Here is a 20,809-nt window from a genome sequence, read left to right as displayed (position 1 = left end):
CGATCCTGGCCACATCCCCGCAACCGCTGAGCGCATCCGCCCCCGCCTCTACCCCCACCGACGACGACGCGCGCGCCTGGTCGCGACAGGCGGTGCAGCGGCTGCGGCAGGAAGCCGCGCGTTCGGCCGACACCCACCTGCTGAGGCTGGAGTTCCCCGGCTTCCCCGGGATCGGCTTCTACTTCAAGGACGAGGCCGCGCACCCGACCGGCAGCCTCAAGCACCGGCTGGCGCGCTCGCTGTTCCTGTACGCGCTGTGCAACGGCCGGCTGCACGCCGGGCAGGCGGTGGTCGATGCTTCCTCCGGCAGCACTGCGATCTCCGAGGCCTGGTTCGCGCGCCTGCTCGGGCTGCCGTTCACCGCGGTGATGCCGGCCTGCACCTCGCCCGGCAAGATCGCCGACGTGCAGGCGCTGGGCGGCCACTGCGACCTGGTCGAGGATCCGACTACGGTCCATGCCCGCGCCGCCTGGCACGCCGCCCGCGGCGCCTGCCACCTGGACCAGTTCGGCCTGGCCGAACGCGCCACCGACTGGCGCGGCAACAACAACATCGCCGAATCCATTCTCGGCCAGCTGGCGCAGGAACCGGACCCGGAACCGGCGTGGATCGTCTGCGGCGCCGGCACCGGCGGTACCTCGGCCACCATCGGCCGCTACCTGCGTTACCGCGGGCTGCGCACGCGGCTGTGCGTGGCCGAGCCCCGCGGCCGGGCGTTCGCGCACGGCTGGCATGCGCGCTATCGCGACGCCGGCTGCAGCCGGGATACGGTGATCGAGGGCATCGGCCGGCCGCGGGTGGAGCCGGGCTTCCTGTTCGATGTCGTCGACGAGGTGGTGGAGGTCGACGACGTCGCCTCGATCGCCGCCGCCTGGCTGCTCGAGGACCTGCTCGGCCGCCGCTACGGCGGCTCCTCGGGCACCAACCTGATCGCCTGCCTGCGGCTGGCCGCGCGCATGCGCCAGCGCGGCGTGCGCGGCAGCATCGTCAGCCTGCTCTGCGACCGCGGCGAGCGCTACGACCAGACCCTGTTCGACGGCGCCTGGCTGGCGCAGCACGGCCTGGACCCGCAGCCGCAACTGGCGGCGCTGCGCCAGGTCCTCGCCGCCGGGCAGTGGCCGGGCGACGCCGGGGCCTGAGCCAAGCGGGGCGCTGTCGGCGACGATCGGGACATCGCGCGGGCCATCGCGCCTGCGCCGGGCGCTTCGCCGCCCCCACCGGACCCGGCTCGGGATCGAAAAAAAAAATGGCCGACGAGTGACCGGACGAGCTCAGCCGTTCTGGCAGCCGGCCGGTCGCTGAAGGCGCAGGACAAACAGCGGAAACGCACGCTGGACGCGGATCCTCGCCGACGCCGCGGCAGTCGCCGCGGCGTCGTGCCAGGTCAGCGGCCGGTCACTCCGCGGCGGGCGCGTCGAGCGGCCAGTCCGGGTCGGCGAACAGGCGCGGATACGCCTGCAGCGCATTGCGCAGGGTCGCGATCGCGGCCAGGTCCTGCGGATCGGCCTTCAGCGCCGCAATCCCCTGCCCGAGCTGGCCGATGATGCCGTGCAGGGCCGCGTCGGCCTGCGGGTCGAGCTTGCAGTTGGCGATGAGGTAGCCGATCGACTGTTCGATCGTGGCCACCTGTTCCAGCGCCTGCTCCGGACCCATGTGGCCCATCTCGTAGTGCCCCAGCGCCTGCACCGCGCCGCGGATGTCGGCCATGCCCTTGCGCAGCGGAGCATCGGTGGCCCAGCGTTGCGCCGGCGCCGCCGCCGCGTCCGGTGCGTGCTGCGCATGCTCGTGCGCGTGGTCCGCGGGCGTCGCGGCGGCGGGCGCAGGCTGCGCGTGGTGCGCATGCTCCTGGGCAATCGTGGGAGCGATCGCGCCCAGGCCGAGCAGCCCGACGATGGCAGCGGAGAGAACGTAGGTTCGCATCGGAAACACCTCGTGGGTGGGGCACCATGCCCCTTGCGGGAATGGTAGGTGCTGACTGCCGCCGGATGCCTGACCCAGGTCAATCCGGGTCCAGCCATCGCGCCGCGCGACGACCGGATTCAGCCGCGATTCCGATTGCCCCGGGCCGGAACCGCAGCGTCCGGGGACGCCGCCGCCAGTGCCGGCAATCGCAGCACTGCGCGGGCCCCGCCGCCATCGGCGCGGCCGATTTCCAGATCGCCCCCGTGCAGCACGGCGATCGCCTGCACGATCGACAAACCGAGTCCGCTGCCGCCGCCGCCGTGCAGGAAGCGCTCGCCCAGCCGCGCGCCCAGGCCGGCAGGGAAACCGGGGCCATCGTCGGCGACCGCCAGCTCCACCTGCGCGTCGCGCCGCGCCACCGTCACCTCCACCCGCCCGTGCCGGCGTCCGTGCGCGACCGCGTTGTCCACGAGGTTGTGCAGGGCGATGGCGAGCAGGCCGGCACTGCCGCGTACCCGTCCGGCGTCCCGCTCGCGCAGCGACAGCGCAACGTCGCGCGGCGCCGCGCGTTCGCCGGCCGCGGCCAGCACCTCGCGGGCGAGCGTCGCCAGCGACAGCGTGGCCGCATCGGGCAGGCCTTCCAGGGATTCCACCCGCGCCAGGGTCAGCAGCTGCGCGACCAGCCGTTCCATCCGTTCCAGCCCGGCGTGGGCGCGTTGCAGGTGCTGGCGGCGCGCGTCGGCATCGGCCACGCTGCCGGCCAGGTCCAGCTCCATGCGCAGCACCGCCAGCGGATGGCGCAGCTCGTGCGCGGCATCAGCGGTGAAGCGGCGCTCGCGCGCCAGCGCCTGGTCGAGGCTGCCGACCAGCGCATCCAGCGCCCGGGTCAGTTGCAGCAGCTCGCCGGGCACATCGTCGCGGGTCAGGGTCGGCGTGCGCGCCGGTTGCGCGGCGATCGCGCGCGAAAGCGCGCGCAGCGGCGCCAGCCCGCGACGCAAGCCCAGCCAGGTCGCCAGCGGCAGCAGCAGCAACAGCGCCAGCAACGGCAGCAGCGACGCCCGCACGTGCGCCGCGAGCAGCTCGTCGCGGTCGTGCAACGGCGCGGCGACCTGGATCCAGTGCCGGCCCGCGGCATCCTCGCGCTGATACACGCGCCAGCGTTCGCCGGCATGATCGATGGTGTGGAAATGCGGCGCGTCGGCAGCGTAATCCAGGACCGGCAAGCTGGACCGGTCGAGCAGCACCCGCCCATCGCGGCCGCGCACCATGATTTCCGGGCGCTGCTCGTCGTCGCCGGCGGCGACGACCCGGTCCGGTAGCGCCGGCGACAACGCCGCGTCGGGCGTGGAGGCGATCACCGCCAGCACGCTGGCCGCGGTGCGCTCCAGTTCGCGGTCGAACATCTCCGTGGTTTCGTGCCGGGTGCGCAGCGCCAGCCACAGGCTGGCCGCGAGCCACAGCGCCACCACCGGCACGCCGGCCAGCCACAGCAGGCGCCGATGCAGCGACGGCCGCTTCATGCCGGATCCTCGACCGGCGGCTGCAGCGCATAGCCGATGCCGCGCTGCGTGCGGATCCAGTGCGGGCCCAGCTTGCGTCGCAGGTGATGGACGTGGACCTCGATGGCGTTGCTCGCGACTTCCTCGCCCCAGCCGTACACCGCCTCTTCCAGTTGCGCGCGCGACCAGGCCCGTCCCGGTCGCGCGGCCAATGCCTCCAGCAAAGCGTACTCGCGCGCGGACAACTCCAGCGGGACGCCCGCCAGCTCAGCCGTGCGCGTCGCCGGCTGCAGCGTCAGGCCGCCGACCCGCAGCACCGGATCGGCATGGCCGTCGGCGCGCCGCAGCAGCGCGCGCACCCGCGCCGCCAGTTCCTCCAGGCGCACCGGCTTGACCACATAGTCGTCGGCGCCGCAATCCAGCCCGGCGACGCGGTCGTCGAGCGCGTCGCGCGCGGTCAGCAGCAGCACCGGCGTGCGGTCGCCGCGGCGGCGCAGCGCCGCAATGACGTCCGGGCCGCTGCTGCGCGGCAGGTTCCAGTCGAGCACCGCGGCCGCGTAGCGCGTGTCCGCCAGCGCACTGGCCGCGTGCACGCCGTCCTGCACCCAGTCCACGGCATGGCCCAGGTGACGCAGGCCATCGGCCAGCGCCTGGCCCAGGTCGCGATCGTCCTCGGCGAGCAGGATGCGCATGGGTCGAACTTAGCCGCGGGGCGTCGTGCCTGCTTTGATCTGGCGCAAGCCGCGGCCGCGGTCGCCCCCGCTACCCGGAGGAACCGCGGCCGCGCTGGCCAATGGCGAGACTACGGCGCCGGCCGGGTGTCCTCCAGTGCGCGCTTGCGGCCATGGAACATCGCCGCGATCAGGTTCTCGCGGTAATGCACGCTCTCCATGATCGCCGCCAGCACGTGCACGCCGATGAAGGCGAGCAGCCCGTAGGCCAGCGCTTCGTGCAGTTCCTCCAGCCATTCGGCGCCCCAGAACGCGTCCCAGGTCTGCATCCAGCCGGTCAGGCCGACCGCGGCGACGCCGGCCAGCAGCAGCAGGATCATCACCGCCGCCGCCGGATTGTGGCCGAGCCGGCGTCGCGAGTTGCCGGCAACGCGCTCGCGCAGGTAGGCCGCGACCGCGCGCGGGCCGCGGACCCAGTCGGAGAAGCGCGCGTGGCGAGTGCCGACCACGCCCCACAGCAGGCGGAACGCGACCAGCCCCAGTGCGGTATAGCCGAGCAGCTGGTGCGCGGTATCGCCCTCCTCGACCAGGAAGGCGCCGAGGATGCAGGCCGCCAGCGACCAGTGGAACAACCGCACCAGCGGGTCCCAGACTTTCACTGTCCCGACGCCACGGCCGGCCTCCGGACCGGACGTGGCGCCGACGATGACGTTCATGCGCGCACCTCAGTCGTCGTCGCGTTGCTTGACGATCCGGCCATCGGTCGGATCGAAATAGATCTCGACCCGGTTGCCGGCCTTGTCCTGGCCGTAGATCTCGTAGCACTGGCCGGAGACCTTGAACTTGTCGATCGTGTAGCCGGCCTTGAGGATGCGGGCCTGCATGGTCGCTTCCGGCAACCACTGGCTGCGCGGCGCATCGGTGCATTTGGGGCCGGCGATGGCCGGCAGCGAACCCACGGCCGCGACGACGGCGAGGGACAGGACGATGACTGGCTTCATGATGCTGCTCCGTGACGGGGCGGGATGCCCGTGGAGCGCATTGCAGCGCCGTCAGCTTATGCGGTGCTTAAGCCATCCCGCGGCGGGCCGCGCTCCCCGCACCGTCGGCCCGGGCGGGGATGTGCGCGCAGCCGCATCCGAGCCTGCCGCGGCTGCTTCGGCACGCACCGACTGCGGCCGTTCCGGCCCTCGGCGTTCCCCGCGCCCTTCGCTGCCGCGCCCGGCTCCAGCCCGCGCCCGGCAGGCAGCGTGGCCCGGCGCAGTCGTACCCAGGCGCGGACAAGGTCGCCGGTCTCGTTGCGTTGCCGACATCGCCGCCGCACGGGTGCCGCTGGACCGCGCGGGCACCGCCGCCGCGCGGCCGCGGCGTCACTCCTGCGGCGCGCGGAACACCAGGGTGCCGTTGGTGCCGCCGAAACCGAAGCTGTTGGACATCACCGTGCGCACTTGCGCGTCGCGACTGGCGCGCAGGATCGGGAAATCCTCCGCGCGCGGGTCCAGCGCCGCGATGTTGGCCGAACCGGCCATGAACCCGTCGCGCAGCATCAGCAGGCAGTAGATCGCCTCGTGCACGCTGGCCGCACCCAGCGAATGGCCCGACAGCGCCTTGGTCGAGGACAGCGGCGGCACTGCGCCGGCGAACGCCTCGCGCACCGATTCCAGCTCGACGATGTCGCCCAGCGGGGTCGAGGTGCCGTGGGTGTTGAGGTAGTCGACCGGCGCTTCCAGGCCAGCCAGCGCCATGCGCATGCAGCGCACCGCGCCCTCGCCCGAGGGCGCGACCATGTCGACACCGTCGGAACTCACGCCGTAGCCGACCAGCTCGGCGTGGATGCGCGCGCCGCGCGCCCTGGCGTGGTCGTAGTCCTCCAGCACCAGCATGCCGCCGCCGCCGGCGATGACGAAGCCGTCGCGGCCGCTGTCGTACGGGCGCGAGGCGGTCTCCGGCGTGTCGTTGTGGTGCGTGGACAGCGCGCCCATCGCATCGAACTGCGCGGTCATGCCCCAGTGCACTTCCTCGCCGCCGCCGGCGAAGACCACGTCCTGCAGGCCGTGGCGGATCATGTCGGCGGCCGCGCCGATGCAGTGCGCGGAGGTCGCGCAGGCGGCGGAGATCGAGTAGCTCGCACCGCGGATGCCGAACGCCGTCGCCAGCGCCGCCGACACGGTCGAGCACATCGTGCGCGGCACCATGTACGGGCCGACCTTGCGCACGCCGCGGTTGCGCAGCAGGTCGCCGGTCTCGATCTGCCAGTGCGCCGAACCGCCGCCGGAACCGGCGATCAGTCCGGTGCACGGATCGCGCACCTGCGCGTCCGACAGGCCGGCGTCGGCGATCGCATCGCGCATCGCGACATAGCTGTAGGCCGCCGCGTCGCCCATGAAGCGCTTGAGCTTGCGGTCGATCTGCGCGTCGAGGTCGATCTGCGGCACGCCCGCGACCTGGCTGCGCAGGCCGAGCTCGGCGTATTCGGGGACGAAGCGGATGCCGGGACGCGATGCGCGCAGCGACGCGGACACCGTATCGGCATCGTTGCCCAGGCACGAGACGATGCCCATGCCGGTGACCACTACGCGCTTGCGGAGAGCAGGCGCCATCTCAGAAACCCTCGGCGGAGGTGAACAGCCCCACCCGCAGGCTTTCGGCGACGTAGATCTCGCGGCCGTCGACGTAGGTACGGCCGTCGGCGATCACCATCCGCAACTTGCCGCGCAATACCCGGTGGATGTCGATCTCGTAGCTCACCAGCTTCGCCTCCGGCAGTACCTGGCCGCTGAACTTGACCTGGCCGACCCCCAGCGCGCGGCCGCGGCCCGGCTCGCCCAGCCACGGCAAGTAGAACCCGGCCAGCTGCCACATGGCGTCAACGCCCAGGCACCCCGGCATCACCGGGTCGCCGAGGAAATGGCAGCCGAAGAACCACAGGTCCGGGCGGATGTCGAGCTCGGCGCGGATCACGCCCTTGCCGTGGCGGCCGCCTTCGGTGGAGATCTCGGTGATGCGGTCGAACATCAGCATCGGCGGCGCCGGCAGGCGCGCGTTGCCGGGGCCGAACATCTCGCCGCGGGCACAAGCCAGCAGTTGCGCGTGGTCGAACGAAGCAGGTCGGGTCATGGGATCCGGGGGCCGGGAAAACCGCAATTTTTGCATGCCTGCGTTTTTCCCGCGCGCCGGCCGGCAGGTGCGCACCCGTACGCGGCCGCACGGCACCGGCCCCGCGCCGCGACGGGCATTCCGGCAGCCGCAGGCTCCGAAAGCGGCCGCCGCACTGCGGCCGGCACGGCGCGCGCGTTGCGCAACCGCGGTTCGGGCAATCGGCAGCCGGCGCCGCCCTCGGCCCGGCCGGCAGCAGGCCGTGGCGCCGCCGCCGCGTGGTCGGGAAACGACCGTCGCAGCCGCGGTTTCGCTACCGCCAGGCGGATCGATGGCACACTGGCAAGGCGCGTGGATGACCCGATTCCGTCGTCCGCGCGTTCCCGCCCGGGGCTGGTGCCGCCTCGATCGCAACCGGAGCGTCGCCGCAGACGTGAAATTGATCGAAGTCAAATTGTCGACGGCGCAGGAAGCACTCGTGAATCCGCCTCCCGGCAAGCGGCGCAAATTTGACCAGAATCAAGCCGCCGGCAAGCGCCCGGAATTGATCAAAATCAAGCCAGCGGCAAGCGCCGTGGAATTCGCATCGCGATTGATCCTTGTCAGTACGCCGCATGGACGATTCATGCATCCTGCGCACATCCGAAACGACCCTCCCAGAAAGGGGAAAATGCAATGAGGCCAATCCGTCTCAACCTGATGATCGCGACCGCGGTCGCCGTGCTCGCCGTCGCCGGCTGCAGCAATCGCGACACCGAGGCCGCGGCCGCCACGCCGGTGGTCCACGTGGCCGAAACCGGCGGCTCGCTCAAGGGCGACTTCGGTCCGCCGCAGGGCAAGCCGATCGACGCGGTGCTGACCTCGCCGCCGAACGTGCCGCCGCCGACCGGGCGCAACTATCCGGCCAAGGTGATCGTCACCCTGGACGTGGTCGAGAAGGAGATGCCGATCTCCGAAGGCGTGACCTACACCTTCTGGACCTTCGGCGGCACCGTGCCCGGCAGCTTCATCCGCGTGCGCCAGGGCGACACGGTGGTGTTCCACCTGCGCAACATGCCCGACAGCAAGATGCCGCACAACATCGACCTGCACGGCGTCACCGGCCCCGGCGGCGGCGCGGCCTCCAGCTTCACCGCGCCGGGCCACGTCTCGCGCTTCACCTTCAAGGCGCTCAATGCCGGGCTATTCGTGTACCACTGCGCGACCGCGCCGGTGGGCATGCACATCGCCAACGGCATGTACGGCCTGATCCTGGTCGAGCCGCCGGAAGGCATGCCGCCGGTGGACCGCGAGTACTACGTGATGCAGGGCGACTTCTACACCACGGGCAAGTACCGCGAGAAGGGCCACCAGAACTTCGACATGCAGAAGGGCATCGACGAGAACCCGACCTACGTGCTGTTCAACGGCAGCGAAGGCGCGCTTACCGGCGACAACGCGCTCAAGGCCAACACCGGCGAGAACGTGCGCCTGTACGTTGGCAACGGCGGCCCCAACCTGGTCTCCAGCTTCCACGTGATCGGCGAGATCTTCGACAAGGTCTGGTTCGAAGGCGGCACCCGCTTCAACGAGAACGTGCAGACCACGCTGATCCCGTCCGGCGGCGCGGCGATCATGGACTTCCACCTCGAGGTCCCGGGCAGCTACGTGCTGGTCGACCACTCGATCTTCCGCGCCTTCAACAAGGGCGCGCTGGCGATCCTCAAGGCCGACGGCGCCGAGCGTCCCGACATCTACACGGGCAAGGAAGTCGACGCCATGTACCTGGGCGACCGCGCGGCGCCCAACCTGGCCGCCGTCAGCACCGCGGCCCAGTCCGCCAAGAGCGGCGAGCTGACCGTGGAGGAACAGGTCAATGCGGGCCAGGCGCTGTTCGCCGGCACCTGCTCGACCTGCCACCAGGCCAATGGCGAAGGCATGCCGGGGGTGTTCCCGCCGCTGGCCAAGTCCGACTACATCGCCGCCGATGCCAAGCGCGTGCCGCAGATCATCCTGCACGGCCTGCAGGGCCCGGTGACGGTCAACGGCAAGGACTACAACTCGATCATGCCGCCGATGAACCAGCTCACCGACGACGAGGTCGCCAACATCTCGACCTACGTGCTCAACAGCTGGGGCAACAAGGGCGGGCGCGTGACCAAGGAGGAGGCCGCCGCGATCCGCAAGCTGAAGCCGGCCAACGCCTCCGAAGGCCACTGAGCGGAGTCCTCGACCATGCGCCGTCTTGCCGCCCTGCTCTGCCTGCTGCCCGTCGCCGCCGCCGTCGCCGGCGGCGCGGCCTGGGTCACGCTGCCGGGCGGCAAGTTCCGCTCGGCGCTGAAGTACGAGGACGTGCAGACGGTGAAGGTCGCGCCGTTCGCGCTGCAGAAGCGGCCGGTCACCAACGCCGAGTTCCTCGCCTTCGTGCAGGCGCATCCGCAATGGCGGCGCGATCGCGTCGCCCGCGTGCTGGCCGAGCCGCGCTACCTGTCGCACTGGGCCGGCCCGGTGACGCTGGGTCGAGCCGCGCAGCCGCAGCAGCCGGTGGTCCACGTCAGCTGGTTCGCCGCGCAGGCCTACTGCGAGGCGCAGCACGCGCGCCTGCCGACCTGGTCGGAGTGGGAATACGCTGCGGCCGCGGACGAGACCCGGCGCGACGCCCGCAACGACCGCGCCTGGCGCGAACGCATCCTGGCCTGGTATGCCAAGCCGTCCAATACGGTCCTGCCGCGCGCCGGCCTGCAGGCGCCCAACGCCTACGGTGTGCAGGACCTGCACGGCCTGGTGTGGGAATGGACCGAGGACTTCTCCGCGCTGCTGGTGGACCCGGAAAGCCGCAACCAGGGCGATCCGGACAATTCGAAGTTCTGCGGCGCCGGCGCGCTGTCGATGGACGACCGCGACAACTACGCGGTGTTGATGCGGGTGGCGATGCTGTCTTCGCTGCAGGCCCGCGACACCACCGCCAACCTGGGCTTCCGCTGCGCAAGGGATATCCGCAAATGAAATTCCCCCTCTCCCTCGCTTTCGCACTGCTGGCCGGCACGCTGCTGGCCGGCGCCAACGCCTTCGCCGCACCCCCCGCCAAGGCGCCACCGTTGCCGGCCGACTCGGTCTACCAGCTGCCGCTGAAACTCACCGACCAGCACGGCAAGACCTGGGACTGGCGCAGTCGCCGCGGCCACCCGCAGCTGGTGGCGATGTTCTACAGCTCCTGCCAGTACATCTGCCCGCTGATCGTGGAAAGCGGCAAGGCCGTGGACCGCAGCCTGACGCCGGCGCAACGCGCGCGCCTGGGGGTGTTGTTCATCAGCATGGATCCGGCCCGCGACACCCCGGCAGCGCTGATGAAGGTGGTGCGCGATCGCCGCATCGAGGACAAGCGCTGGGCGCTGGCCAGCCCCGAGCCCGATGCCGTGCGCAGCGTCGCCGGCGTGCTGGACATCCGCTACCGGCAACTGGCCGACGGCGAGTTCAACCACACCAGCGCCCTGATCCTGCTCGATGCCGACGGCCGCATCCTCGCCCGCACCGAGAAGATGGGCAGCAAGGTCGATCCCGACTTCCTCGCCGCGGTCCGCAAGGCGCTCTGATTGCGCCGGCCCGCGGCCGCTACCCGGGCTTCTTTCCGGGGTTGCGACGGACGCTGCGTGATCTCGTGGACCGGCGCGCATTGCGCACGGTACCTGCGCCGCCCGATCGCGGCGTCGCCCGGTCTTGCGGCTCCGGGCGCGTGCCGCGGGTCGGCGGACGCTGCCGCGGACGCGCTCAGGCGATGACTTCGAGGCCGCCCATGTAGGGACGCAGGGCCTCGGGCACCGCGATGCTGCCGTCGGCCTGCTGGTAGTTCTCCATCACCGCGATCAGCGCGCGCCCCACCGCCACGCCGGAGCCGTTGAGCGTGTGCACCAGCTCGGGCTTGCCGGTGTCCGGGTTGCGCCAGCGCGCCTGCATGCGACGGGCCTGGAAGTCGCCGCAGTTGGAGCAGGACGAAATCTCGCGATAGGTCTGCTGCGACGGCAACCAGACTTCCAGGTCCCAGGTCTTGCGCGCGGAAAAGCCCATGTCGCCGCTGCACAGCAGCATCCGCCGGTACGGCAGGCCGAGCCGCTCCAGCACCGTCTCGGCGCAGCGGGTCATGCGCGCGTGCTCGGCGTCGCTGTCCTGCGGGCGCACGATCGACACCAGCTCGACCTTCTCGAACTGGTGCTGGCGGATCATGCCGCGGGTGTCGCGGCCGTAGGCGCCGGCCTCGGCGCGGAAACACAGCGAATGCGCGACCATGCGCAGCGGCAGCGCGCCGGCCTCGAGGATCTGGTCGCGAACGCTGTTGGTCAGCGGCACTTCCGCGGTCGGGATCAGATAACGCCGGCTGGCCGCCTCGCCTTCGCCGACCACGGTCGCGAACAGGTCGTCCTCGAATTTCGGCAACTGCCCGGTGCCGCGCATCGATTCGGCGTTGACCAGCAGCGGCACGTTGGTTTCCTCGTAGCCGTGCTCGCCGGTATGCAGGTCGAGCATGAACTGCGCCAGCGCGCGATGCAGCCGCGCCAGCGGGCCGCGCAACACGGTGAAGCGCGCGCCCGACAGCCTGGCCGCGGTATCGCCGTCGAGCCAGCCGTCGCGGGCGCCGAGCTCGACGTGGTCGCGGACCGCGAAGTCGAACTCGCGCGGCGTGCCCCAGCGATGCTGCTCGAGGTTGCCGCTCTCGTCGGCGCCGACCGGCACCGACGGATCGGGCAGGTTGGGGATGCCCAGCGCGATCGCCTCGATCTGCCCGCGCAGCGCGTCCAGGCGCGCCTCGGACGCCTTCAGTTCGTCGCCGACGCCGGCGACCTCGGCCAGCAGCGCCGCCACGTCCGCGCCTTTTGCCTTGGCCTGGCCGATCGCCTTGCTGCGGGTGTTACGCAGGTTCTGCAGCTCCTGGGTGCGGATCTGCAGCGCCTTGCGCTCGTTTTCCAGGGCTTCCAGCGCGGCGACATCAAGGGTGAAACCACGCGCCTCGCGCAGCTGCGCAGCGGTTTCGGCGGCATGGGTACGGAGCAGGACGGGATCGAGCATGGGGCGGCCGAGGGCGGACGGAAGCTGAATTATCGCGTGTTTGCGCGGACGCGGGGTCGCGGGATGGCGCCAGCGCCATGCCAGAATGCCGTCTCCCCCTTGCCGGAAGCGCCGATGTCCGCTCCTGCCCCCGACACCGCTGCCTCCCGCCAGCCACCGCGGCAGGCGACCGCGCCGGCGCGCGCCTGGTGGCCCTCGCGGCGGGCGCTGCTGGCCGCCGGCATCGCCTTCGCTGCCGGCGTGCTGCTGTTCGTGCTGCTGTGGATCGACCAGCGCCACGACAACGATTTCTACCGCGTCGACGCGCCGCCGCGCAGCGCCGAGGGACAACAGTTTGCGCCGCTGCCGGCACCGCTGCCCGCCGACCGCGGCGATGGCGACGCCAGCGGCATGGGTGCGGCCAGCCGGGCGCCGGCCGCTGCCCGGGCCGACAGCGCCGACGTGCCGCCGTCCGCGCCCACTGCACCGCCAACGCCAGCGTCGCCCCCTGCGCCGTCGGCACCTGGTGCCCTCGCCAATGCCGCGCCGCAACCGCTGCACACGCCGGCGCCGCGTTATCCGCGGGCGGCGCAGCGCCGCGGCGAAAGCGGCACCGTGCTGCTGCGCGTGCAGGTCGGTGCGGACGGACAGCCGCGTGCGGTCGAATTGGTCCAGGGCAGCGGCTCGCGCGTGCTCGACCGGGCCGCCAGCGACGCGGTGCGGCGCTGGCGCTTCCGCCCGGCGCTACGCAACGGGCAACCCGTCGCCGGTGTGGTGCAGGTGCCGGTCACTTTCGATCTGGAACGCTAGACGCGCAAACCGTCAGTTGTTGAAGATGCCGGCCGCCTGTCGGCACCCCCCGCGAAACCGGGGGCGCAGTGTCCTGAAGCCGGCGGAAACGAGGTGCTACCCAGCTTCGGAGGGAGTCGCCATCGGCGGCTGGGGCTGCTGCGCCATGCTGACGACGTCCTGTCTGAAAGCCAGACGCCAGATCGGCTTCGGCAGGAGTCGCCGCCCGACGGGCTGGGGGTGCCGCGCCCTCCTGACGACGCCCTGTCTTTAAGCCGGGCCGCAAGCGCCATTGATGGCCTGACCTTGGAAGATTGGCTTCGGACGGAGTCGCCACCCGACGGGCTGGGGGTGCTGCGCCCTCCTGACGACCTCCTGTCTTCAAATCGGGGCGTGGCCTGACTTTGTGAGATCGGCTTCGGAAGGAGTCGCCGCCCGGCGGGCTGGGAGTGCCGCGCCCTCCTGACGACGCCCTGTCTTTAAGCCGGGCTGCAAGCGCCATTGATGGCCTGACCTTGGAAGATCGGCTTCGGAGGGAGTCGCCGCCCGGCGGGCTGGGGGTGCTGCGCCCTCCTGACGACCTCCTGTCTTTAAGTCGGGTCGTGGACCATCCATGGTCCACTCTCCGCACCCCCAGCCCGCCGGGCGACGACTTGGCGAGATTGGAGTCCGTGGCTTCGGGCTTTTTACAAGCGCCGACTCACTTGCCAGAAGCCGGTGGCCCGGCCTGTGCGGGACCGTCGGCGGCATGGATGCCGCCGAGGAGCCTCCAGGGATGGATTCACGGCGTGTCCCGCACAGGCCGGGCCACCGGCTTCCCCCACGAAAGCTTCCGCATTTGAAGGAAAGTCTCACGGCGTGTCCCCTGCAGGAGTTTCTCCACTCGGGAAAAGAAACAACCTGCCGAGAGATCACGGCTAGGGAAAGGTCCGCCCCCCGATCTTTACCGTGGTCGCTGCGGGATTCCCGCTGGGCGACTGGCGGTCTTGATTGTGTGGCGCGCCCCGCGAAGTGCGCACTGCGCGTGGATCACGGCAGCGCTTCGGGCCTTGCAGACGGTCGGCTTCAGGCCTCGCGCAGACCGAAACCGAGTTCCCGCGCCAGCGCGCCGAAGCCCGGGAACGAGGTCGCGACGTTGGCGACATCCTCGATCCGGACCTCGCCTGCGGCCCGCTGTGCCGCCACCGCGAAGGCCATCGCGATGCGGTGATCGCCGTGGCTGGCGACCGTGCCGGCCTGCAGGCGGCCGCCGTGGATCACCGCGCCATCGGACCGCTCCTCGACCGCCGCCCCGAGCGCGCGCAGTCCCGCGGCCATGGTGGCGATGCGGTCGGACTCCTTGACCCGCAATTCGGCGGCGCCGCGGATGACGGTCGCCCCCTGCGCACAGGCCGCAGCCACGCACAGCGCCGGGAACTCGTCGATCATGTCGGCGACCAGTTCGGCCGGCACCTCGATCCCGTGCAGCGGCGCGTGGCGCACGATCAGGTCGGCTACCGGCTCGCCGCCGTGCTCGCGCGCGTCGGCCACGACGATGTCCGCGCCCATCGCCCGCAGCACCGGCAGCAGCCCGGTGCGCCGCGGATGCATGCCGACCCGACGCAGTCGCAGCTGCGAGCCGGGCACCAGGGTCGCGGCGACCAGGAAGAACGCTGCCGAAGAAAAATCCGCCGGCACTGCCACGTCGGTCGCGCGCAGGCGTCCACCGCCGCACAGCGTCGCGTGGCCCGCGCCGTAGCCGATCGGGTAGCCGAAAGCCTCCAGCATGCGCTCGCTGCAGTCGCGGGTCGGCCGCGGTTCGCGCACCACGGTTTCGCCGCGCGCGTACAGCCCGGCCAGCAGCAGCGCGGACTTCACCTGCGCGCTGGCGACCGGCAGCGTGTAGTCGATCCCGTGCAGCGGCCGGCCGCCGTGGATGCGCAGCGGCGCGTGGCCGGCGTCGGTGTCGATCCGCGCGCCCATCCTCGCCAGCGGCTCGGTCACGCGTGCCATCGGCCGGCGCGACAGCGAGGCGTCGCCGAGCAGGGTACTGTCGAAGCGCTGGCCCGCCAGCAGCCCGGCCAGCAGTCGCATCGCGGTGCCGGCGTTGCCGCAGTCCAGCGCCGCCGCGGGCGCCTGCAGGCCCTCGATGCCGACGCCGTGGACCAGGCGCACGCCGTCTTCCGGGGCGTCGATGCGCACGCCGAGCTGGCCGCAAATCGCCGCGGTGGCGCGGGTGTCGGCGCCCTCGAGGAAGCCATCGATGCGCGACACGCCGTCGGCCAGCGCCGCCAGCAGGACCGCGCGGTGCGAGATCGACTTGTCGCCGGGGATCGCCGGCTCTCCGCGCAGGGCCGAGCCGGCGCCGGCGAGCCAGGCGGCCGTCGTCGCAGTCACCGTTTGCGTCCCGCGGCAGGCAGCAGTGGCACGCGATGCCGCCGCCGGACGACGTTGCACACGCACGCGGGCACGGCCGTCGTGACGACGCCCCGATCCGGGCGCTCAGCCATGCCGCTGGCGGAAATCGGCCATGAAGTCCGCCAGCGCCTGCACCCCGGCTTCGGGCATCGCGTTGTAGAGCGAAGCGCGCATCCCGCCCAGGGCGCGATGGCCCTTGAGCCCGATCAGCCCGGCGCCCTTGGCCGCCGCCAGGAAAGGCTGGTCGAGCGCGGCGTCGTGCAGGAAGAACGGCACGTTCATGCGTGAGCGCGCCGCCGGATCGACCTCGTTGCGGTAATAGCCGCCGGAACCGTCGATCGCGGCGTACAGCAGCGCCGCCTTGCGCGCGTTGCGACGCGCGAATTCGGCCACGCCGCCCTGCTCCAGCATCCATCGCACCGTCAACCCGAGCAGGTACCAGCTCCAGGTCGGCGGGGTGTTGAGCATCGAGCCCTTGGCGGCATGGGCGCGGTAGTCGAGGATCTCGGCGCGCGGCTGGCCCGCGCGCTCGAGCAGGTCGCGGCGCACGATCGCGAAGCTGATCCCGGCCGGGCCGAGATTCTTCTGCGCACCGCCGTAGACCAGGCCGAAGCGCGCGATGTCCAGCGGCTCGGAGGCGATCGAGGAGCTGAAGTCGGCGACCAGCGGCACCGCGCCGACATCGGGAAGCTCGCGGAACTCCACGCCGTGGATGGTCTCGTTGGCGGTGATGTGGACGTAGGCCGCGTCCTCCGACAACTGCCAGGACGCGCGCGCCGGGATGCCGCGGAAACCGTCGGCCTCGCTGCTGGCGGCAATGCGGACATCCGCGTAGGGCCGGGCTTCCTTGACCGCGGTCTTGCCCCAGTGGCCGCTAACGACGTAGTCGGCCGCCTGCCCGGGGGCGGCGAAATTGAGCGGAATCAGCGCCTGCAGCGTGGTCGCGCCGCCGGCCAGGAACAGCACCGCGTAGTCGTCCGGGATCGCCAGCAGCGCGCGCAGGTCGGTCTCGGCTTCGGCGGCGACCTGCATGAATTCCGGGCCGCGGTGGCTGAGTTCGACGATCGAGGCACCGGCGCCGTGCCAGTCGAGCATCTCCTGCTGTGCCTGGCGCAGCACCGGCTCGGGCAGGGTCGCGGGACCCGCGCTGAAGTTGTGGGCGCGTGACATCGATGGCATCCGGCGGCTGGGGGCGCTCAGTATGCCGCAGCGCGATTGGAGCGCGGACTCAGCCCGCCGTGCCGAACAGCAGCAGCGCGCTCAGTGCGGCGGCGAGCAGCAACGCGGCCAGCAGCAGCCAGGGCAGCCGGCGCGCCGAGGACTCCAGCGCCTGGCGGCCGCCGGCGACCGGCACGACCGCCGCGTCCTCCGGCAGCGGGGGCGGATCGTCGCGCCGCGGCGCGATCGCCGGCGCCTCGATCACGAAGCGATGGTGGGCGTCGAACACGATCTGGTCGCCCGGCTGCAGCACGGCGTCGCGCCGGACCTCGCCGTTGACCACGCTGCCCTCCTCCGACCCCAGGTCGCGCAGCACGATCGCCCCGTCCTGCAGTTCGATGCGCGCATGGCGCGCGGCGAAGGCCGGGTCGTCGATGCGCACGTCGGCCTCGGCGCCGCTGCCGATCAGGCGCGGCCGGTCCAGGGTGAAGCTGCGCCCGTGGTAGCGGCCGCCGACGCCGCGCAGCACTACGCGCGGGTCGTCGCCGCCCTGCTCCACCGGGGCTTGCGGCGTCGGCGCCGCGAGTGCGGGATGGGTCGCGGCGAGCACGATCTCCATGCCGTCCATGTGCACCGTATCGCCCACCCGCAGCATCGCCATGCGCCGCACCGGACGCCCGTTGACGTGCACGCCGCGGACCGCCTCGGCCACCGTCAGCCACACCCCGCGCCGGTCCACGCAGAACCGGACGCTGGCGCCCGGCGCTTCGCCGAGCACGCGCGGCGTCCCGTCCGGGCCGCGGCCGATGCCGTGCACGCCGCCACCCAGCGGCAACGGCGCAAGATCGGTCCCGGGGAAGCGCAGCGTGATCTGATCCACGCGGCGCAATCTAGCAGATGCGCGCGCGGACGCGCTGCGACCGGTTGGCGGCCGCCGGCGCTGGCCGCACAATGCGGCGCGAGCACCGCACCGGGGAACCCGCATGTCCCAGATCGACATCCGCCATACGCATTCGCTGCCGCACGCCAAGGCGCGCAAAGCGGTGGAGGAGGCGGCGACCAAACTGAGCGAGCGCTTCGGCATGGACTACCGCTGGGAAGGCGACATCCTGCATTTCGTCCGCTCCGGCGTCGACGGCCACATCGCGCTGAGCCCCCGCCAGGTGCAGGTGACCGCCCGGCTCGGCTTGCTGCTGTCGGCGCTGAAAGGCCCGATCGAGCACGAGATCCGGCGCGTGCTCGACGAACGCTTCTGAGCGCCTGCGCCGCCGCGCGACGTCAGCCCGCGGCCGGCCCGAACGGGTCCGGGTCGGCGCGGAACAGGCGCCGCGCCAGCTCGCGTTCGCCGTGCTGGATCTCGGCGAGGAAGGCATCGACATCCCCTAGCCCGGCGAACGCCTCGAAGCCGCGCTCCAGGAAGACCTGCAGCTCCGCCAGCCCGGCCGCGCGCGCCGGACCGCGCGCCAGCCGCAGCAGGGCGCCGATCCCCGGCTTGGCCACGGCCGCGCCGAGGCCGTGCCCGACCCGCCCGATCAGCGCGATCTGGCGCTCGCGCAGCCGCGGCAGACCAACCGCGCGATAGGCCTGCGCATACGCCACCGCGTCCAGCCGCTTGCGGCGCGGCGCCAGCCGCTCCAGCGCCGCGGCCATGCGCAGGTCGAACGCCTGGGTCAGCACGCCCAGCTCGATGCCGTCGGCGACCGTCTCCAGCAACGCCACCGGCAGCAGCCGCTGCATCAACGGCAATACCCGGGCGATGTCGGCATCGCGGCGGCTGAAATCGCGGTCGCCGTAGACATCGGTCAGGAAGAAACGCGCGGCTGGCCGCCGTCGCGGGTCGTCGAGGAAGCGGGCGAAGCTGGTTTGCAGCCGCGCCGCCTGCCAGCGACGCAGTTCCGGCAGCCGCGGCAGACGGTTGCGCGGCTCCCGCGCCGGGTCGTGCAGCGCCTGGTGGCAGACCAGGCGGCGCTGCAGGCGGCTGGGCGGGGGCGGCTGGCGCGGCATCGCCCCATGATCGGGACCGGAACCGGCGCCCGCAACCGCGGCCGCGGCCTCGGCTACACTCGGGCTCCCCCGCCGTATCCGACCCGCATGCTGTCCCTGCATTCCGCCCGTACCCGCACCGGCCACGCCGGCGACGCCCGCATCGGTCTGGCCGTCGCCGGCGGCGGCCCGATCGGCGCGATGTACGAGCTGGGCGCGCTGCGCGCGCTCGACGAGGCCTGCGACGGCCTCGACCTCACCCGCCTGGATTGCTATGTCGCTGTCAGTTCCGGCGCCTTCCTCGCCGCCGGGCTGGTCAACGGCATGGGCACGGCGCAGTTGTGCCGGATCTTCATCACCGACGATAGCCTGGACGTGCATTTTCGTCCCGAGACCTTCCTGCGCCCGGCGCTGATGGAATACCTGCACCGGCTCGGGGCCGCGCCGCGGCTGCTCACGGCGCTGGCGCGCGACCTGGTGCTGGGCCGCGGCGACTCGCGCTGGTCGGACCTGCTGACCCGCCTCGGCGGACTGGTGCCGACCGGCATGTTCGACAACGCCGGAATCGAGCGCTTCCTGCGCGAAGTGTTCACCCGCGGCGGCCGCAGCAACGACTTCCGCACGCTCGCGCACCCGCTGTACGTGATCGCGGTGGACCTGGACAGCGGCGAGGCCGTGCGCTTCGGCGGCGCAGGCTGGGACGATGTGCCGATCTCGCGCGCAGTGCAGGCCAGCGCCGCGCTGCCGGGGCTGTATTCGCCGGTGGAACTGCGCGGCCGCCATTTCGTCGACGGCGCGCTGCGGCGCACGATGCACGCCTCGGTGGTGCTGGACCGCGGCGTCGACCTGATGCTCGGCATCAACCCGCTGGTGCCGTTCAACCCCGGCCGCCGCGGCGATCCGCAACTGGACCGCCGCATCGCCAGCGGCGGCCTGCCGGTGGTGCTGTCGCAGACCTTCCGCACCCTGCTGCAGTCGCGCATGCAGGTCGGGCTGGCGCGCTACGCGCAGCAGTACCCGGACATCGACCAGATGGTGTTCGAACCCAACGCCGCCGACGGCGATCTGTTCTTCACCAATGTCTTCAGCTTCGCCGCGCGCCGACGCATCGGCGACCTCGCCTACCGCAACACCCTCGCCGACCTGCGCGAGCGCGCCGACGTGGTCGGGCCGATCCTGGCCGCGCACGGCATCCACTTGCGTCCGGAGATCCTCGCCGACCGCGAACGCTCGATCCTCGACGGCCTCGGGCCCGCGCCGCGCCACAGCGACACCACCGTGCGCCTGCAGCGCGCCCTCGACGACGTCGAACACCGCATCGCCGGGCGGCGGCATCGCACCCGGCACGCCTAACCCGATCCCCGCGAAAACGGGGATGCTGCGGCACCGCTGAAAACGCAGGCGCCGGACGGACGGATGCTCCGCCGGAGTCCCGCCCCCGCGGGACGGACTGCGGCGGCAGTCGCCGGCGCCAACCAAGTTTGTCCGGATCTTCCCTGGCGACACGCCGTGGACGCGGTCGCCGTGGGCACCCGATCCGGCGCGCCCTGTCGTGTGAATGCTCTAGATCGGCGCGCAATGCTGCCGTGCACCTCCAGCCCCCCGGGAGATCCGCATGGCCAAGTTCAAGCAAGCCGCGAAGAAGACGACCGCCCGCAAGCGCCCTGCCGCTCCCGCCGGCATGCAGGACCAGGCCGAACGCCTGACCCGGACCCTGAGCGAATCGGCGCAGCAGATCTGGCTGGCCGGCGTCGGCGCCTTCGGCCGCGCCCAGGCCGAGGGCACCAAGCTGTTCGAGGCGCTGGTCAAGGAAGGCCTGAGCCTGGAGCAGACCGCGCGCAAGATCGCCGGCGGCCGGGCCGAAGAGGTCCGCGGCGCGGTCGAGAGCCGCGTCGGCCAGGCGCGCGAACGCGCCGCCGACACCTGGGACCGGCTGGAAAAGGTGTTCGAGGATCGCGTGCAGCGCGCGCTGGTCAAGCTCGGCGTGCCGGGCCGCGAGGACCTGGCCGAGCTCAGCCGCCGGGTCGAGACCCTGACCGCGGAGCTGCGCCGGCAAGGCGAGGCCGCGGCACCGAAGGCGCGCAAGGCTTCCCGCCCCGCGGCCGTCGGGAAGAAGACCACCGCAGCGCGCAAGGCCCGGCCCGCCGCCAAGCGCACAAGCCGGACCGCCACCCAGTAACCGCCCTTCGCCTGCGGCGCCGCGCGCGCCGCCGCTTCACGCCCGCCAGCCCGAAGCTGCACCGTACGCCCCCTCCCCTTACGGTTCCGGGCTGGCGGGCTCCCTGACCTTTGCCG

At 72.1% G+C, this 20,809-nt stretch carries 21 protein-coding genes; 9 read left to right on the top strand and 12 right to left on the bottom strand.

Annotated elements, in window-relative coordinates; translation table 11 throughout:
- Positions 1 to 92: 92 nt before the first annotated feature.
- Entirely contained in the window at positions 93 to 1,139 is a 1,047-nt protein-coding gene (locus D0Y53_RS05225) for a PLP-dependent cysteine synthase family protein (RefSeq protein ID WP_233511665.1), read from the top strand.
- Positions 1,140 to 1,395: 256 nt separating this feature from the next.
- On the opposite strand, the gene D0Y53_RS05220 is transcribed toward D0Y53_RS05225, so the two are convergent.
- The 7 genes from D0Y53_RS05220 to fabA all read right to left on the bottom strand — a co-directional run bounded on the left by D0Y53_RS05220 (position 1,396) and on the right by fabA (position 7,189).
- Complete coding sequence (locus D0Y53_RS05220) at positions 1,396 to 1,920, bottom strand: DnrO protein (protein WP_117202161.1); 525 nt, start codon at positions 1,918 to 1,920, stop codon at positions 1,396 to 1,398.
- A gap of 119 nt (positions 1,921 to 2,039) precedes the next feature.
- On the bottom strand, positions 2,040 to 3,422 hold the full coding sequence (locus D0Y53_RS05215) for an ATP-binding protein (protein WP_117202160.1): 1,383 nt from the start codon (positions 3,420 to 3,422) through the stop codon (positions 2,040 to 2,042).
- Positions 3,419 to 4,093, bottom strand: a complete 675-nt coding sequence (locus D0Y53_RS05210) for a response regulator transcription factor (protein ID WP_117202159.1) — start codon at positions 4,091 to 4,093, stop codon at positions 3,419 to 3,421. The genes D0Y53_RS05215 and D0Y53_RS05210 overlap by 4 nt, the downstream gene beginning before the upstream one ends.
- 110 nt (positions 4,094 to 4,203) lie before the next feature.
- Positions 4,204 to 4,788, bottom strand: coding sequence for a cytochrome b/b6 domain-containing protein (locus D0Y53_RS05205; RefSeq protein ID WP_117202158.1), 585 nt, complete (start codon positions 4,786 to 4,788; stop codon positions 4,204 to 4,206).
- Positions 4,789 to 4,797: 9 nt separating this feature from the next.
- Positions 4,798 to 5,073, bottom strand: coding sequence for a PepSY domain-containing protein (locus D0Y53_RS05200; RefSeq protein ID WP_117202157.1), 276 nt, complete (start codon positions 5,071 to 5,073; stop codon positions 4,798 to 4,800).
- Between the two features lie 369 nt (positions 5,074 to 5,442).
- The gene (gene fabB / locus D0Y53_RS05195) at positions 5,443 to 6,672 is read right to left on the bottom strand and encodes a beta-ketoacyl-ACP synthase I (protein ID WP_117202156.1); all 1,230 of its coding nucleotides are present in this window, start codon (positions 6,670 to 6,672) and stop codon (positions 5,443 to 5,445) included.
- 1 nt (position 6,673) lies between these two features.
- A complete protein-coding gene (gene fabA / locus D0Y53_RS05190) occupies positions 6,674 to 7,189 on the bottom strand; it encodes a 3-hydroxyacyl-[acyl-carrier-protein] dehydratase FabA (protein WP_117202155.1) in 516 nt (171 codons plus the stop codon).
- Between the two features lie 334 nt (positions 7,190 to 7,523).
- Between fabA and D0Y53_RS12600 the strand changes: the two genes are divergently transcribed.
- Genes D0Y53_RS12600 through D0Y53_RS05175 form a run of 4 tightly spaced genes read left to right on the top strand, consistent with a single transcriptional unit; the run spans position 7,524 to position 10,740 of the window.
- Positions 7,524 to 7,847 (top strand): hypothetical protein, encoded by a 324-nt coding sequence (locus tag D0Y53_RS12600; RefSeq protein WP_147319010.1) that lies wholly within the window; start codon positions 7,524 to 7,526, stop codon positions 7,845 to 7,847.
- The gene (gene nirK / locus D0Y53_RS05185; RefSeq protein ID WP_233511664.1) at positions 7,844 to 9,367 is read left to right on the top strand and encodes a copper-containing nitrite reductase; all 1,524 of its coding nucleotides are present in this window, start codon (positions 7,844 to 7,846) and stop codon (positions 9,365 to 9,367) included. The genes D0Y53_RS12600 and nirK overlap by 4 nt, the downstream gene beginning before the upstream one ends.
- Positions 9,368 to 9,382: 15 nt before the next feature.
- On the top strand, positions 9,383 to 10,153 hold the full coding sequence (locus D0Y53_RS05180; protein WP_117202153.1) for a formylglycine-generating enzyme family protein: 771 nt from the start codon (positions 9,383 to 9,385) through the stop codon (positions 10,151 to 10,153).
- Entirely contained in the window at positions 10,150 to 10,740 is a 591-nt protein-coding gene (locus D0Y53_RS05175) for an SCO family protein (protein WP_117202152.1), read from the top strand. Before D0Y53_RS05180 ends, D0Y53_RS05175 begins: the two co-directional genes overlap by 4 nt.
- Before the next feature lie 175 nt (positions 10,741 to 10,915).
- Here D0Y53_RS05175 and serS read toward each other — a convergent pair whose 3' ends face one another.
- Positions 10,916 to 12,208 (bottom strand): serine--tRNA ligase, encoded by a 1,293-nt coding sequence (gene serS, locus D0Y53_RS05170; RefSeq protein ID WP_117202151.1) that lies wholly within the window; start codon positions 12,206 to 12,208, stop codon positions 10,916 to 10,918.
- Between the two features lie 114 nt (positions 12,209 to 12,322).
- Between serS and D0Y53_RS05165 the strand changes: the two genes are divergently transcribed.
- Complete coding sequence (locus D0Y53_RS05165; protein ID WP_117202150.1) at positions 12,323 to 12,997, top strand: energy transducer TonB; 675 nt, start codon at positions 12,323 to 12,325, stop codon at positions 12,995 to 12,997.
- A 1,044-nt stretch (positions 12,998 to 14,041) separates the two neighbouring features.
- Here the strand turns inward: D0Y53_RS05165 and aroA are convergent.
- The 3 genes from aroA to D0Y53_RS05150 form a co-directional block, all read right to left on the bottom strand.
- Complete coding sequence (aroA, locus tag D0Y53_RS05160) at positions 14,042 to 15,352, bottom strand: 3-phosphoshikimate 1-carboxyvinyltransferase (protein WP_117202149.1); 1,311 nt, start codon at positions 15,350 to 15,352, stop codon at positions 14,042 to 14,044.
- Positions 15,353 to 15,457: 105 nt separating this feature from the next.
- Positions 15,458 to 16,543, bottom strand: a complete 1,086-nt coding sequence (gene serC / locus D0Y53_RS05155; RefSeq protein ID WP_117202148.1) for a 3-phosphoserine/phosphohydroxythreonine transaminase — start codon at positions 16,541 to 16,543, stop codon at positions 15,458 to 15,460.
- Positions 16,544 to 16,601: 58 nt separating this feature from the next.
- A complete protein-coding gene (locus tag D0Y53_RS05150) occupies positions 16,602 to 17,411 on the bottom strand; it encodes an FHA domain-containing protein (RefSeq protein ID WP_233511663.1) in 810 nt (269 codons plus the stop codon).
- A 103-nt stretch (positions 17,412 to 17,514) separates the two neighbouring features.
- On the opposite strand from D0Y53_RS05150, the gene D0Y53_RS05145 reads away from it, so the two are divergent.
- The gene (locus D0Y53_RS05145) at positions 17,515 to 17,787 is read left to right on the top strand and encodes a polyhydroxyalkanoic acid system family protein (protein ID WP_117202146.1); all 273 of its coding nucleotides are present in this window, start codon (positions 17,515 to 17,517) and stop codon (positions 17,785 to 17,787) included.
- Between the two features lie 22 nt (positions 17,788 to 17,809).
- Here D0Y53_RS05145 and D0Y53_RS05140 read toward each other — a convergent pair whose 3' ends face one another.
- Positions 17,810 to 18,535 carry a DUF8198 family protein gene (locus D0Y53_RS05140; RefSeq protein ID WP_117202145.1) on the bottom strand — a complete coding sequence of 242 codons (726 nt, stop codon included), beginning with the start codon at positions 18,533 to 18,535 and terminating at the stop codon, positions 17,810 to 17,812.
- A gap of 87 nt (positions 18,536 to 18,622) precedes the next feature.
- Between D0Y53_RS05140 and D0Y53_RS05135 the strand changes: the two genes are divergently transcribed.
- Both D0Y53_RS05135 and D0Y53_RS05130 read left to right on the top strand, forming a co-directional pair.
- Positions 18,623 to 19,867 carry a patatin-like phospholipase family protein gene (locus tag D0Y53_RS05135; protein ID WP_117202318.1) on the top strand — a complete coding sequence of 415 codons (1,245 nt, stop codon included), beginning with the start codon at positions 18,623 to 18,625 and terminating at the stop codon, positions 19,865 to 19,867.
- Positions 19,868 to 20,129: 262 nt separating this feature from the next.
- The gene (locus D0Y53_RS05130) at positions 20,130 to 20,693 is read left to right on the top strand and encodes a phasin family protein (protein WP_117202144.1); all 564 of its coding nucleotides are present in this window, start codon (positions 20,130 to 20,132) and stop codon (positions 20,691 to 20,693) included.
- Positions 20,694 to 20,809 lie beyond the last annotated feature (116 nt).

This window comes from Cognatiluteimonas weifangensis (assembly GCF_003416885.1).
In the GTDB taxonomy this organism is placed as follows: domain Bacteria; phylum Pseudomonadota; class Gammaproteobacteria; order Xanthomonadales; family Xanthomonadaceae; genus Cognatiluteimonas; species Cognatiluteimonas weifangensis.
Note: the sequence above shows the minus strand (reverse complement) of the source record. Positions and strands in the feature narration are given on the sequence as shown.

What these genes read in the sequence shown, in the direction of transcription:
- D0Y53_RS05220 (WP_117202161.1), bottom strand. Translation starts at nt 1,920, where the DNA reads ATGCGAACCTACGTTCTCTCCGCTGCCATCGTCGGGCTGCTCGGCCTG.
- D0Y53_RS05215 (WP_117202160.1), bottom strand. Translation starts at nt 3,422, where the DNA reads ATGAAGCGGCCGTCGCTGCATCGGCGCCTGCTGTGGCTGGCCGGCGTG.
- D0Y53_RS05210 (WP_117202159.1), bottom strand. Translation starts at nt 4,093, where the DNA reads ATGCGCATCCTGCTCGCCGAGGACGATCGCGACCTGGGCCAGGCGCTG.
- D0Y53_RS05205 (WP_117202158.1), bottom strand. Translation starts at nt 4,788, where the DNA reads ATGAACGTCATCGTCGGCGCCACGTCCGGTCCGGAGGCCGGCCGTGGC.
- D0Y53_RS05200 (WP_117202157.1), bottom strand. Translation starts at nt 5,073, where the DNA reads ATGAAGCCAGTCATCGTCCTGTCCCTCGCCGTCGTCGCGGCCGTGGGT.
- fabB (WP_117202156.1), bottom strand. Translation starts at nt 6,672, where the DNA reads ATGGCGCCTGCTCTCCGCAAGCGCGTAGTGGTCACCGGCATGGGCATC.
- fabA (WP_117202155.1), bottom strand. Translation starts at nt 7,189, where the DNA reads ATGACCCGACCTGCTTCGTTCGACCACGCGCAACTGCTGGCTTGTGCC.
- D0Y53_RS12600 (WP_147319010.1), top strand. Translation starts at nt 7,524, where the DNA reads ATGACCCGATTCCGTCGTCCGCGCGTTCCCGCCCGGGGCTGGTGCCGC.
- nirK (WP_233511664.1), top strand. Translation starts at nt 7,844, where the DNA reads ATGAGGCCAATCCGTCTCAACCTGATGATCGCGACCGCGGTCGCCGTG.
- D0Y53_RS05180 (WP_117202153.1), top strand. Translation starts at nt 9,383, where the DNA reads ATGCGCCGTCTTGCCGCCCTGCTCTGCCTGCTGCCCGTCGCCGCCGCC.
- D0Y53_RS05175 (WP_117202152.1), top strand. Translation starts at nt 10,150, where the DNA reads ATGAAATTCCCCCTCTCCCTCGCTTTCGCACTGCTGGCCGGCACGCTG.
- serS (WP_117202151.1), bottom strand. Translation starts at nt 12,208, where the DNA reads ATGCTCGATCCCGTCCTGCTCCGTACCCATGCCGCCGAAACCGCTGCG.
- D0Y53_RS05165 (WP_117202150.1), top strand. Translation starts at nt 12,323, where the DNA reads ATGTCCGCTCCTGCCCCCGACACCGCTGCCTCCCGCCAGCCACCGCGG.
- serC (WP_117202148.1), bottom strand. Translation starts at nt 16,543, where the DNA reads ATGTCACGCGCCCACAACTTCAGCGCGGGTCCCGCGACCCTGCCCGAG.
- D0Y53_RS05145 (WP_117202146.1), top strand. Translation starts at nt 17,515, where the DNA reads ATGTCCCAGATCGACATCCGCCATACGCATTCGCTGCCGCACGCCAAG.
- D0Y53_RS05140 (WP_117202145.1), bottom strand. Translation starts at nt 18,535, where the DNA reads ATGCCGCGCCAGCCGCCCCCGCCCAGCCGCCTGCAGCGCCGCCTGGTC.
- D0Y53_RS05135 (WP_117202318.1), top strand. Translation starts at nt 18,623, where the DNA reads ATGCTGTCCCTGCATTCCGCCCGTACCCGCACCGGCCACGCCGGCGAC.
- D0Y53_RS05130 (WP_117202144.1), top strand. Translation starts at nt 20,130, where the DNA reads ATGGCCAAGTTCAAGCAAGCCGCGAAGAAGACGACCGCCCGCAAGCGC.